The following is a 12,106-nucleotide window of genomic DNA, read 5'->3' on the forward strand; positions in this document are numbered from 1 at the left end:
TTTGACGCAATCAGCACCCGCGTGCCAGTGTATGCGTTCATCTTCCTTGTAGCGCTCGGCATCGATTACAATATAATTCTGGTATCGCGTTTTATCGAAGAACGCAAGTCGCGCAAGGTCAAAGAGTCCCTGGAAATCGCTCTTACGAATACGGGCGGCGTGATATCTTCAGCCGGTATCATCCTTGCGGCGACTTTTGCCGCGTTGACTACAATGCCGATTGCCGATCTATTCGTCTTCGGCTTCATGGTCTCCATCGGGATCCTGATCGATACGTTCCTTGTCCGCGGCATGCTGCTGCCGGCATTGATACTGTTTTTTGAAAAAGATAAGTAAACCCTGCATACTGAAAGTAAGCGGAAGCCGTGCGAACCGGCTTCCAATTCTCAGGGAGGAATCTGCATGAAAATACTCGTCGTTGATGACGATCTCTATATTCAACAGCTGGTGGCAATCCATTTAGGCAATGAAGGCTATACCGTTTTCAAGGCAACAGACGCAGAACAAGCATTGCTGCTGCTGGAAGAACAGCTTGTCGACCTGGCAATCGTCGATGTAATGATGCCAGGGATGGACGGTTTTGATCTGACCCGCATTCTGACACGTGACCTCAATATACCGGTAATCCTTCTGACAGCAAAAGGTCAGCTTGAAGACAAGGAAAAAGGGTTTTTATCAGGCTCCGAAGATTATGTGGTTAAACCGTTCGAGCCGAAGGAATTGCTGTTTCGTGTCGCGGTGGTGCTGCGGCGCTCGGAACGGTCAGTCCAGGAAAATTTACAGGCGGGGAATGTGGCGATCAATCGCCGGAATTTTGAAGTGGCGATCGACGATGAAACCGTCATTTTGCCGTTGAAAGAATTTGAAATCCTGTCTCTTTTAGTGTCCCGCGCCAACCTGGCCACTCCCCGCGGCCTGCTGTTTGAATATGTCTGGGGTGAAGAGCATGATGTCAGTGAAATGACATTGAACACACACATCAACCGTATTCGTGACCGGCTGAAACGTTACGGGGCCACTGTTGAAATTCACACGATGCGCGGCATCGGCTATAAACTTGAGGCGTTGAAATGAAAACTCTGTACCGCCAATTCACCGTCGCCACGCTGTTCATCCTGGCCATCAGCATCTTGATCGGCTTTACCATCGCCAATATCTTCTATATCACTGTCACTAAAGAAGAGACGATCGAACAGAATGTCGGCATCGCTCAAGAAATCGTGGCAACTGTCCAAAATGTGCCTTATTCAGATGAAGGCTTTGATGGTTATATGCAGGCTGTCGCTAAACTCGGCTACCAGATTGCCCTCGTTGACAGTTCGGGCAACATGAAATTTTTCGGAGAACCGTTTGATGACACATCATTCCCCGATGAAGCCGAACGCGTCCTCACTGAAAATGGCACCTATACCGGACTCGACAGTTTTACGGACCAGATTTTCATGATTGGCCATTTCACAAATGAATTGCATAATACAGTCGGTGTCCCTTTTGAGCGAAACGGCGAAAACTATGGCTTATTCATCCGGCCCGATACCAAACTTCTGGGAACCGATATCCATTCAGTGCTGATCGGCTTTGTCGTGGCTATCGGACTTGTCAGCATCATCGGCATGATCTGGCTGGCGCGGCAATTGACGCGTCCAATCGTTCAGCTGACCGAAGCCACCAAACACATCGCGCGCGAAAACTATAATTACCCGCTCGACATACAGCGCAATGATGAAATCGGCCAGCTGTCGGAGAGCTTCAATTTGATGCAGACACAGCTGAAGCAAAACGACCTGGCGCGTAAATCGTTCATCAGCAATGTCTCGCATGATTTCCAGTCGCCGCTCATGAACATCCAGGGCTATGCGGACCTCTTGAAGTCACCTGACCTGCCGGACGATGACAGACTTGCTTACACTTCAATCATCGATCAGGAAGCGAAACGGCTGTCGAGCCTGACGCGCCAGCTCCTGTTGCTGACGTCGCTCGACCAGGGCGCATACCCGATGAAGACAGAGGAATTTCAGCTCGATGAACAGCTGAAAGCTGTTGTCCGGAAATACCGATGGCGGCTTGAGGAGCAGGATATCCACCTTTCCTATTCCTTGGCGCCTGTCCTTTTCCGGGGCGACGCCGAACTGCTCGATAACGTCTGGGACAATCTGCTGACGAACGCCATTAAGTACAATAAACCCGATGGCAACATTGAAATCGCTCTGCAATCGCACGACGACAAGATCACCGTCTCTTTCAAAGACAGCGGCGCCGGTATTCCGGAACACGCCATTCCGCAGCTGTTCGACCGCTTTTACCGCGGTGATGCTGCACGCAAGAAGGATGGAACCGGACTCGGTCTGTCCATTGTCGAACAAATCATTACACTGCATCATGGACATATCGAAGTCAACAGTAATGTCGGCGAAGGCAGTGAGTTCATCCTCACTTTGCCGCATCCCGATATGATACAAACATAATTTGGAGGTTTTTATTTATGGAAAAAGTTTGGAGCCTGCGGCTGATCCGCTTCTCGGCAATTTTCGGCTTTATCGGCACATACCTGGGTTCACATATGGCGGGCCAAATGGATTACGCACTGCGCCCGATTCACGCACATATATTACTTGTAGGTTGGTTGTCCGTTTTTGCCTGGGGCATTTTCTATCATGCCTACACGATCAAATACAAGAAACTCGTCACTGTTCACGGCATTCTGGCGATGGTCGGCGCTGTTGGCCTGACCGGAGGCATGTGGCTGTATAACCTGAACCCTTTCAACTGGAACGACACCTTCGTCATGGTGCTGTTCATCGTCGGGGGCACCCTGCTGCTGCTCGCATTCCTGATGTTTGCAGTAATTACATTCTTGACGGAAAAAGAATAGAACATGAAAAATCCAAGGTGAAAAGCGGTACTTTTCACCTTGGATTTTGTTTTTAAAGCTATGGTGACGTCACTTGTTTTGCAGTTATAACGATGCGGTTCAAGCATTCTAACGGTTGAATTTCAGAAAGAGCTGATGGCCGTTTATCGAAGTGCGTAAATTTATTCTCCCAAAAAAAGCTTTCCAGTTTCCCGAAAAGCCTTTTCTTCTTTATTTCTGAAGCCGCTCCACGAATTCGTGCAGATACTCCAATGTATTGATGTTGCGGTTGCAGGTTTCATTGTCCTGGCAGACGTAGTTTCCGCGTTTGATGAAATGATCCTGGCTGGAACCTTTTGTTTTCGCAGTGAACATGCCAACTTCACTGTGGCGGTTGCAGATCGAACAGATGCCTTTTTTGGCACTGCGGGTAAAGCTCCCGTGAAGGCCTTCGAGACGGCCATCTTTTTCAATCACCAGGTACATCAAGGTGGAACTTTCAATCCAGCCAAGATACGAGCGTTTCTTGAAATCGACGGTTTCGAGTTTCGGGCCTTTCAGTTTTTTCGCTTTCGGGAATAGTTTTTTCAGCCCCTGGTCTGTCACGTTCCTGAACGGGATGACATAAGGCGTCAGTTGCTCCAAAAACGCTTCCGCGTCGGCCGTTTCCTTGACAGTCGCGAGCGGATTAAGAACCGCTTTCTGTTCGTCGTCCAGTGACGGGAACAATTTGAAGACCTTCTCATGCGACAGGTGGCGAAGGACGCTCAGCACTTCGGCATCGTTGCCGGTTGCCTGGCCATTCACCAGAATCTGCGCCTGGTCTTTGATGAAGTTGTATTGGTCGTTCCGGATGAACGCTTCCGGACGGTTGTCTGTGTTTCCGGTTTTATCGGTTGTTTCTTTCACATGTATCATTGAAGCCACTCCTTATCAGTTGTTGGGTCGAGCTATAAGGAAGCCGTATACGGAGAATGACACATCCATGGGCGATTTAGTTGTTGCTTGATGCCCCATACAAAGGATCGCCGTTCTGTACCACAGGCTTTGCATGAGTTTTTCCTGACACTGGCAGTTGAAGTTGGATTGCCACCTGATATCACCCCTCTTACAGGTATTATAGTATATCATCAGAATCGTTTCGAATATTTTTGTACAAACCGATTGGTCTGTCCGCGAACTCCACGGAGCGTTTGTTGAAGTTGTCTTCCCTATTCCTTAAGATGAAGGAAGTGCAGGAGGAGAAAAGAATGGACAATCAGAAAGTTGGAGAATTAATCTATCGCTTGCGGAAAGAAAAAAGGGTCACGCAGAAGCAATTGGCCGATCAACTGAACATTTCGGATCGGACGGTTTCAAAATGGGAACGCGGTTATGGCTGTCCGGATGTAGCATTGCTGCCGGGATTGTCTGCTGTACTCGGCGTCAATATCGAAAATATTCTGGACGGTGAATTGCCGTTGAATGACTTTATAGGAGGAAATATGAAAAAATCGAATTATTTTGTCTGTGCGTCGTGCAATAACATTGTACTGGCTACCGGAGACGTCACGCTGTCATGCTGCGGGAGAAAGCTGGAGCCGCTGGAAGCGAAGAAAGCAACAGATGAGGAAAAGCTGATCCTTACAGAAAGCGACCAGGAATGGTTTGTTTCGAGCGACCACCCGATGACAAAAGATCATTACATCTCGTTCCTGGCGTTTGCGACGGGTGACCAAATCCAATTGATCAAGCAGTTCCCGGAATGGGGATTACAAACCCGTATCCCGAAACGCAAACACGGCAAGTTGCTGTGGTATGATACGCGGTTTGGACTGTATTATCAGCTTGTGTAGAAGTCGGTTGAAAAGTAAAGCAGACAGTGTCTCAAAATTGTAAGTGCCTGCTTTTTGAATAGGAACGGTTGAATTTCTATCTGGCTGGGTATATGATATCTATAAGAAAATAAAAACCGCCCGGTGCACCCAACACCAGACGGTCAGCAATCAATAGGTCCCTTCAAGGGAATCAGCAGCGAAATAGTAGTAGGGTAATCCGCCGAGTGGTCAACTCAAGGGCGGATTATTTTTTTTGGTCCGATGACGCTACCGCAAGCACGAGGCCTGCAAATGTTACTGCAAACATCAATGCTTCATATACTGTCATCTTTACCACCCCCTTTCTATCGGAGGTGGCCAATCACCCTTGAGTTCCCTATTCAATTGCTTCCGATTATTTTAACATATGTGTGTCAGTAACTACAGCTAGTTCTAATTCTGCTTTTTCAAAACTAAATATGTTGAAGTAAAGAAATTAACTTTTATACATCGCTTTGGCATGAACCGGTGCTCCTGCATCGCTGCGCTGCAGTGACAGAGACAAGAGCACAAGGTTTTTGCGGAATATCGACAGGTAAAAATCATTGGTTCCGCTTATATAAATGAAAAATGGTTGTGTTTGGATAAAGAAATGTCACATACGAAAATGGTTTTCTTCACCGCATTCGTCCTTTTAAATTTTCTGTTTTTTATCTATAGGCTGCTTGTAGTAAGCTATAAGAAGCAAAAGGAACCCTTCCTTTCGCTTCTTCACTGTGAAACTTTTCGCTCCGTGTTCCGTAAGATGAAAGACAACGCATTCTCACCTAGGAGGACTTATGGAACAACATCAGCTTATACATACTTACACAAAACCCCCACGGGAAACTTTTTGGCGAATTGCCTATATTGTGGCATTGCTCGTGGGTGCTCTCTTCGGAGCTTGGCTTGTCACTGCTCCCATTTATTATTTTCTGAAATACCAAAATGAGTGGATCTTGATTTCATTCGTTTTCATTCCACTCGGGATATGGATTGTTTACCGGCTGGTTCGACATTTGCGGAAACTGATGTGGGAAGACAGCCATTTGTCTTCCTATACATTATATAACCATAAAATCCATGCGTCGGAATGGGTCGAACCTTACAGCAAGGCGCCGGTGGAGCGGGAAATTCCTCTCGCTGAAATCACGTCCGTCACCGCTTCGTTTTATGTCATCAGACAGACGATTCCACAACACGGCTTTAACAATACCGTCACCGAGACCGGACCGATTTTGTATATCCGCTATACGCGAAACAGTCAGGAGAACGTGCTGAATCTTCCTTTCCCGAACCATGGAGATGACAGCATCAACGTGTGGCTCGGTTTTTTCAAAAAAGCCGGTATTCCGCTCCGCTTTACGGCCCACACTCTTTATCGCGCCGATACACAGTCGCTGACTGACGCACAGCGGCTGGAATATTTTGATGCAGGGAATGCAGTCATCGATTTTCCGTTCACGGGATCCTGGCTTGCCGATGAAGCAGCTGTCCGTCCAACATGGGAGGAAAAAGCAGAAGCGTTTATCGCCGAGGAAGAAGAAAGAAACCCCGAATTTAAAAAAGCCCGTCAAAAGCACACATACAAAACATGGATTCCGACGATCTGGCTGACTGCTATGGTAATCATGCTGTTGTCCTACGGCTACACGAAAATCGGCGGCAATCTGCCTCTGTCTCCCGGAAACATCCTGCCGGGCCTTGTGATTTTTACAATGGGTGGATTTTTGTTCTTCTTTTGCCTCCGCCACTACTTGCGCTGGCTGTATGTGTTCACTTACTGGGGAGCGGCTTTGATCATCGGCCTATGGATCGCCGTCGCAACGGTGGAACAACCCCCGATCGAAGCCGAACTCGGCACCAGCATTTTTCTTGCTGCGATTGTTTATCCGCTGTTGATGTGGCTGCCGTTTGTGGCCGTCAAGAGGTGGTCAAAGAAAAAAAGCCGAGAAATTGTGTCGGTGTAAACAAAACGCCGCTCTTGGAAGATTTGGTTCTTCCGGGTGCGGCGTTGGTTTGATTTTTTGCTATAATGAACACTACTACAGAGCGCCACTTTAACCTGAAAGGGGAACTAAAACATGGACACCAATGTTTTCGAACAGATGGCCAAAAGATACGATACGGAAGAACGAATCGAACTGGCGAAAGTGATAGCCAAAGAAGTAAAAATCGAATTGCGTAACAGTCAATCGAAATCGCTGATCGACTATGGGAGTGGCACCGGTCTCGTCAGCCTTCAGCTATCAAACCTCGTGGACTCCATCCTGCTTATCGACTCCTCAAAACAAATGCTGGACGTCGCAGAAGCAAAAATTTCACGCCACGGAATCACCAACGCGAAAGTGCTTCAGGCAGATTTCACACAACAGACGCCTGAACTCCAAGCAGATATCGTCTTTATGTCTCTGGTCCTTCTTCATATTCCCGATACTGAAAACATTCTGCGGAACCTGTTCAGCCTTTTGAAAAACGGCGGCAAGCTCATTATCGTCGATTTTGACAAAAATGAGAAAATCAGTCATCCGAAAGTCCATAACGGTTTTTCGCACGGAGCATTGAAAAATACATTAACGGAAGTTGGGTTCAAATCGGTTGAAATCAGGACGTTCCACCATGGAAACCGGATTTTCATGAAACAGGACGCTTCGATGTTCATTGCCGGCAGCGTGAAGTGATTTCTGCGCTTTCGCTTGGCATGCTAAGAATCAGTTTCCGATCTTCAACGCCTGGTTTCTGTTCTGCAGCACAGCCAAAATACTCAATGCCGCAAGAAGGCTCGTTTTTGGATTGCTTGGCATCGGATTGTTTTCGACTTGCAGCTGCATCTTTCCGAAATCCCCTTCCGCTTCGATGGTATGGGTGTTCTGCTCAATGGCCGGATCGACAATGACGCGCACCTTCGTTCTCTCCACCCCAATTCCGGCAATCGCCAGCACCAGCGCCACATTGACATTCTTCGGAAACTGTTCGACGGCGTCATATGCGGAGCCATCAAATACCACCTGCTCTTCGTCCGATTCCATCCCAAGGGATGCGGGCGATTTCCTCGTCGTAATCTGGACCTGCTCCAGCCCGCCAGCCGCTTTCGCTGATTGCAATACGTCCAGTCCGCCGATCGCACCGGATGGCAGGAAAATGTGTGTGCCTGCAGCCTTTGCCAACGCTTTGACTTCCTCTAAAAACTCCACATCTTTAAAAACGCCGATGCTGCTGACAACGAGATCCTTTTGTTGGGCGACCACATCTTTCAGATAAAGTCCAGCCGCTTCCACAGTCGCTGCCTCCACGACGATATCGAGCGGCAACTTCAAAAACCCCTGAAGATCTGTGTAAAAGTCGACTTCGAATTGTTCGCTCAATCGATGCCCCACTTCCTGGTTGCGGCCGAAAATCGCTGTTACTTTGCCATCGGCCAGGTTCTTGCTGTTCACCTGCTCCAATAAATACGCTGAGATATTGCCGGTTCCGATAATTCCGATGTTCATGGATGCCCTCCTCACAAAGAATTTTTTTAATGAAGTGAAATGCAAATCACTCTTCCTGTGGTGCAAAATAATGTTCTGTTGCATACTTGAAAGATTTCATCAGGAAATCCCTTGCCGTCCTGCTGATCTCCGCTTTCGGGCTGATGATATCAAAGCCATGGTAAGCTTTGACAAAATCGCATTTACGCCGTTTCTTAAATTGTAAGCGAACCCCTGGCAATTAAACAGCGATAAAGTTTTCCGGCGTATAAACTTATGGAACCCTCGCATGCTGCAGATGACAGTTTGCTGATTAAAGCTCTCCATTTCGGGAAAACAGTTAAGGCAGCAGTTTTGAAACAAAGCACTTAATCAGAGGAGGAAAAATTCATGAGTAAGACAGCAATTATCACAGGCGGCGGCAGTGGGCTGGGACAATCCGCAGCACTTCGATTGGCAGAAGAAGGCATCAACATCTCGGTCGTCGATGTCAGCGAAAAAGGCGGGAGTGAAACCGTCGACAAGGTGAAAGAAAAAGGCGTTGACGCCCTCTTCATCAAAGCTGATGTCTCAAAAGCGGAAGATGTAAAAAACTATGTGGATAAAACACTCGAACATTTCGGTTCAATCGATTATTTCTTCAATAACGCTGGCATCTCAGGCAGCGGCAAATATTTCCTTGAAACCGACATCAAAGAAATCGAACAGATTGTCGGCATTAACCTCATGGGGGCACTCTACGGCCTGCGCTACGTGGCGGAAGCGATGCTGAAAAACGGGGGCGGCTCCATCGTCAATACCGCTTCCAGCGCCGGTGTCATCGGCCAGGATTCGGTCGTTACTTATGCCGCTACAAAACACGGCATTGTCGGCATGACAAAAAGCCTCGTGGCGGAATACGCCAAAGACGGCCTCCGCGTCAACGCCATTGCACCGGGACCAACAGAGACCCCGATGGTCAAAACGTTCTTTGAAGACAACCCGGACATGAAAGCGAACGCCGAAGCCGGCATTCCGCAAAAACGCCTCGGCACGCCGGAAGAAGTCGCAGAACTCGTGGCGTTCCTGCTGACGTCAAAAGCGCAGTATATCAACGGCGACACCATCCGCATCGATGGCGGTTTCACCAACACCAAATAACTTGCGACTTAATGAAAATCGTGGTCAGGAACTTTTTCCTGACCACGGCTTTTTTATATAGAGAAATGCTTATATGAACGATTTCCTTACTTGACACAGCAGTGACGCAACTTTTCTCCCCACCTTTATTTTGATGTTTGAAAACGCCCAAAATAAGCAATACTAGTTACATGGGAGGAGAAACAATGGACAAGCAATCATTTTATAAGGGCGAGTGGGAATGGACTTTTGTGGATGTATCATCGGATCAGGATGTTGCTTCACTTCATAACTTGCCCAAAGTGAAGAAAAAATGGATTGAATCGCTGAAAGAAGAGCAAAACAGCAGTCTCGAAATGGATACAAGTGAAGAAGGTGAAGAATTCATATGGGGGTCAATCGTCTATTACCAGGACGCCGAAGACCAGAGCGAACAGACCGTTCTCCACTACTCCCTTTCCCAAGAAACCTTGATCACCAGCAAGATCGATTTTTCGTTATTTCGCGCGACGTCGGAAGAACAATTAATGAAAAACATGGACACGGCGGAAAACGCCATCGAAGGGTTCATGATTCTTCTCGGCGAAATTGTCGCTTCTTTTCTTCAAGGAATCGACGAGTTCGAAAATCAATTGCAGGATCTACTTTGGCGCGTCAAGTCTAAAAACAACGAAAATGTTCTCGATGAGATTATGGACAGGCGACACGAATCACTCGTGTGGATCAATCTCCTCATTCCGATTGCGGAGATCCGGAGCGCTGTCCAAGAAGCATTCGACGGTGAAGTCTCAAGCGGCCGGCATTTCCGGCGTACGCACCGGCGCATCACCCGCTGCCAGGAAATCATCGACAAATACGATGCGCAACTCCGCGAAATGGTGGACCTCGAAACTGTCATTTCCTCTCATCGCGGAAACGAAATCGTCAAAACCCTCACCGTCATCACCGTACTGTTCGCGCCTGTCACGGCGTGGGGAGCCATCTGGGCTATGCGTTTTGAAACGATGCCGGAAATCAAATGGAAATTCGGCTATCCCATCGCTCTTATTGTTATCGCTCTTTCAACGGTGGGAATTTATTATTATCTAAAAAAGAAACGATGGACCGACAGCGTATTGAAGAACCCCGAGAATAGAAAATTTTGAGATAATGGTCACGGAAGCGTTGATGAATTTCGCTGCGTCGGACAGTCTTACAAATACTAATAAAAATTGGATAGGCAAAAGACGCACTCGTTTCAGTTGAGTGCGCCTTTTTCTTTTCCATTTATTCTATTTGCATTATGACCTCGGTGTTCTCATTCTCGGAAAGTTAAAACCTGTTCACAGAGACTCCGCACAATTTCCACCCGTTAAACAAGCGATTCCCCCTCTTCACTTTCTCTATAGCGCCAGGCCTTCACTTTCGTTAATTCGTATTGTTCATCAAAAATTCGACAGGCATACGAATGCGTACCGCCAGAAGCCCTCAGTCAATCGGAAAGGCTTTTTTCAACCCGGATAAACCGTCTCCACTTCAAATTTCCCCGAACCCGGCAGCTGTTCAATCAATTCAGCGCCAAATAATGCGGCTGGTGTAAAGCTGCCGGATGGAAAGTCACCGTCCAGTAACCGGCTGGCGGCTTTAAGTGCACCGTAAACCGTCACATCATAGACGTTTGCCGTTTGGATCCGTACGGTTTGTACGACACCTTCCGCATTAACCGCTTCTCCCCAAATATAAGCCGGGGCTCCGGCACGCAACGTTTCGTCCGGTCCACTTACCCGCCGCTCCACCCAGTTCTTCAAGGTTTTTTGGACAAACGGCAATGTAAGAATTGAACCGGTTCTACTGAAAATCCGAGCACCGAGGATACGCGATTTTTTCATGGGAATCCATGCGGAAATATTCGGGATGCCCGTCGTGTAAAAAGCAGTCGACACATCGCCCCATGGAATTCCAATGCTTGAGCGCGTACCCCGTCCAAAATCGATCATCCGGCGCTGACTCCCGAGCGGCACCGGAATAATCTGCCCGTCCCGGCGCTCTGCACTTCCGGAACCCATCCCTTCGATCATCGTTTTGAACGTACCGGGCGAAATCCCCGAATTCGAATCAAACCCGAGAGACAAACTTTCAGCATCCGGCATCAGCTCTTTCAGCTTGAGCGCTGTGCAGTCCGTCGGAATCACATCAAATCCGACACCCGAGCAAACGGTGATGTCCGCTTCTTTTGCCGCTGCATTCTGTGCAAAACTGTGCTCGAACACGGAAATCTCACCGGTAATATCCAAATAATCCGCTCCCGCCTCAAGACATGCCCGAATCATTGGTGCGCTGGTTTTTTGGAAAGGGCCGGCGCAGTGAAGCACAAGTGCAATGTCCGACAGACTTTCAGCCGCAGCAGGACCAACCGGGAAAACCCTCGTTTCCAATTGCAACTCTTCGCCCAACGGCTTGAGCTTATCGGGATTCCGCCCTGCCAGAACAGGACGCATGCCACGTTTCTTCGCTTCCCTGGCGATCAATTCCCCTGTATAGCCATAAGCACCGTAAATCAGCCATTTTTTCTGCACTGTCGTCACTTCCTTTTCATGCATAAGTATGGTTTCTAAAATCATACCTTTTGTAACGGAACCCTTCAAATCTTATTGTGTCTACGCTGCCGACTTGCAGAAAGATTTTTTATGTAGTAAAATTTTCAAAGTGATCAACCAAACCACCCATGCTCTCTGTATAACCTTAAGAATACGGCTTAAGGGTCTCTACCAGGAACCGCAAAATCCTGATTACAGAAAACGACTTTTTCGTTTTCTGTAATCAGGATTTTTTTATATTTTCTGATAATCACT

12 protein-coding genes and 1 riboswitch are annotated in these 12,106 nt (G+C 47.8%); of the genes, 9 read left to right on the plus strand and 3 right to left on the minus strand.

What is annotated here, in order from left to right:
• The 4 genes from EEX84_RS11865 to EEX84_RS11880 form a co-directional block, all read left to right on the plus strand.
• Positions 1 to 336: MMPL family transporter (locus EEX84_RS11865; RefSeq protein ID WP_148039023.1), on the plus strand; the 336-nt coding region annotated here is incomplete at its 5' end.
• A 66-nt stretch (positions 337 to 402) separates the two neighbouring features.
• Positions 403 to 1,074 carry a response regulator transcription factor gene (locus tag EEX84_RS11870; RefSeq protein ID WP_123165869.1) on the plus strand — a complete coding sequence of 224 codons (672 nt, stop codon included), beginning with the start codon at positions 403 to 405 and terminating at the stop codon, positions 1,072 to 1,074.
• Complete coding sequence (locus tag EEX84_RS11875) at positions 1,071 to 2,465, plus strand: sensor histidine kinase (protein ID WP_123165870.1); 1,395 nt, start codon at positions 1,071 to 1,073, stop codon at positions 2,463 to 2,465. Before EEX84_RS11870 ends, EEX84_RS11875 begins: the two co-directional genes overlap by 4 nt.
• A 17-nt stretch (positions 2,466 to 2,482) precedes the next feature.
• Positions 2,483 to 2,872: a hypothetical protein gene (locus EEX84_RS11880; protein WP_123165871.1), complete on the plus strand. Its 390-nt coding sequence runs from the start codon at positions 2,483 to 2,485 to the stop codon at positions 2,870 to 2,872.
• A 210-nt stretch (positions 2,873 to 3,082) separates the two neighbouring features.
• On the opposite strand, the gene EEX84_RS11885 is transcribed toward EEX84_RS11880, so the two are convergent.
• A complete protein-coding gene (locus tag EEX84_RS11885) occupies positions 3,083 to 3,769 on the minus strand; it encodes a FusB/FusC family EF-G-binding protein (RefSeq protein WP_123165872.1) in 687 nt (228 codons plus the stop codon).
• A gap of 332 nt (positions 3,770 to 4,101) precedes the next feature.
• Here EEX84_RS11885 and EEX84_RS11890 point away from each other — a divergent pair, with 332 nt between their 5' ends.
• The 3 genes from EEX84_RS11890 to EEX84_RS11900 all read left to right on the plus strand — a co-directional run bounded on the left by EEX84_RS11890 (position 4,102) and on the right by EEX84_RS11900 (position 7,367).
• Complete coding sequence (locus tag EEX84_RS11890; RefSeq protein ID WP_123165873.1) at positions 4,102 to 4,686, plus strand: helix-turn-helix domain-containing protein; 585 nt, start codon at positions 4,102 to 4,104, stop codon at positions 4,684 to 4,686.
• Positions 4,687 to 5,486: 800 nt separating this feature from the next.
• Complete coding sequence (locus EEX84_RS11895) at positions 5,487 to 6,656, plus strand: hypothetical protein (RefSeq protein WP_123165874.1); 1,170 nt, start codon at positions 5,487 to 5,489, stop codon at positions 6,654 to 6,656.
• Between the two features lie 114 nt (positions 6,657 to 6,770).
• Positions 6,771 to 7,367 carry a class I SAM-dependent methyltransferase gene (locus EEX84_RS11900; protein ID WP_123165875.1) on the plus strand — a complete coding sequence of 199 codons (597 nt, stop codon included), beginning with the start codon at positions 6,771 to 6,773 and terminating at the stop codon, positions 7,365 to 7,367.
• A 30-nt stretch (positions 7,368 to 7,397) separates the two neighbouring features.
• Here EEX84_RS11900 and nadX read toward each other — a convergent pair whose 3' ends face one another.
• Positions 7,398 to 8,177, minus strand: coding sequence for an aspartate dehydrogenase (gene nadX / locus EEX84_RS11905; protein ID WP_123165876.1), 780 nt, complete (start codon positions 8,175 to 8,177; stop codon positions 7,398 to 7,400).
• Positions 8,178 to 8,546: 369 nt separating this feature from the next.
• On the opposite strand from nadX, the gene EEX84_RS11910 reads away from it, so the two are divergent.
• Positions 8,547 to 9,296 (plus strand): SDR family NAD(P)-dependent oxidoreductase, encoded by a 750-nt coding sequence (locus EEX84_RS11910; RefSeq protein ID WP_123165877.1) that lies wholly within the window; start codon positions 8,547 to 8,549, stop codon positions 9,294 to 9,296.
• A gap of 185 nt (positions 9,297 to 9,481) precedes the next feature.
• Entirely contained in the window at positions 9,482 to 10,420 is a 939-nt protein-coding gene (locus EEX84_RS11915) for a magnesium transporter CorA family protein (RefSeq protein ID WP_158599114.1), read from the plus strand.
• Between the two features lie 345 nt (positions 10,421 to 10,765).
• On the opposite strand, the gene EEX84_RS11920 is transcribed toward EEX84_RS11915, so the two are convergent.
• On the minus strand, positions 10,766 to 11,830 hold the full coding sequence (locus EEX84_RS11920; protein WP_240033973.1) for a saccharopine dehydrogenase family protein: 1,065 nt from the start codon (positions 11,828 to 11,830) through the stop codon (positions 10,766 to 10,768).
• A 136-nt stretch (positions 11,831 to 11,966) separates the two neighbouring features.
• A riboswitch (purine riboswitch) is annotated at positions 11,967 to 12,066 on the plus strand.
• Positions 12,067 to 12,106: the final 40 nt, after the last annotated feature.

The organism is Planococcus salinus (genome assembly GCF_003719725.1).
Classification (GTDB): Bacteria; Bacillota; Bacilli; order Bacillales_A; family Planococcaceae; genus Planococcus; species Planococcus salinus.

Excerpts from the sequence above, each read along its gene's own strand:
- EEX84_RS11890 (WP_123165873.1), top strand. The coding sequence starts at position 4,102 with ATGGACAATCAGAAAGTTGGAGAATTAATCTATCGCTTGCGGAAAGAA.
- EEX84_RS11910 (WP_123165877.1), top strand. The coding sequence starts at position 8,547 with ATGAGTAAGACAGCAATTATCACAGGCGGCGGCAGTGGGCTGGGACAA.
- EEX84_RS11885 (WP_123165872.1), bottom strand. The coding sequence starts at position 3,769 with ATGATACATGTGAAAGAAACAACCGATAAAACCGGAAACACAGACAAC.
- EEX84_RS11900 (WP_123165875.1), top strand. The coding sequence starts at position 6,771 with ATGGACACCAATGTTTTCGAACAGATGGCCAAAAGATACGATACGGAA.
- EEX84_RS11870 (WP_123165869.1), top strand. The coding sequence starts at position 403 with ATGAAAATACTCGTCGTTGATGACGATCTCTATATTCAACAGCTGGTG.
- EEX84_RS11915 (WP_158599114.1), top strand. The coding sequence starts at position 9,482 with ATGGACAAGCAATCATTTTATAAGGGCGAGTGGGAATGGACTTTTGTG.
- nadX (WP_123165876.1), bottom strand. The coding sequence starts at position 8,177 with ATGAACATCGGAATTATCGGAACCGGCAATATCTCAGCGTATTTATTG.
- EEX84_RS11875 (WP_123165870.1), top strand. The coding sequence starts at position 1,071 with ATGAAAACTCTGTACCGCCAATTCACCGTCGCCACGCTGTTCATCCTG.
- EEX84_RS11895 (WP_123165874.1), top strand. The coding sequence starts at position 5,487 with ATGGAACAACATCAGCTTATACATACTTACACAAAACCCCCACGGGAA.
- EEX84_RS11880 (WP_123165871.1), top strand. The coding sequence starts at position 2,483 with ATGGAAAAAGTTTGGAGCCTGCGGCTGATCCGCTTCTCGGCAATTTTC.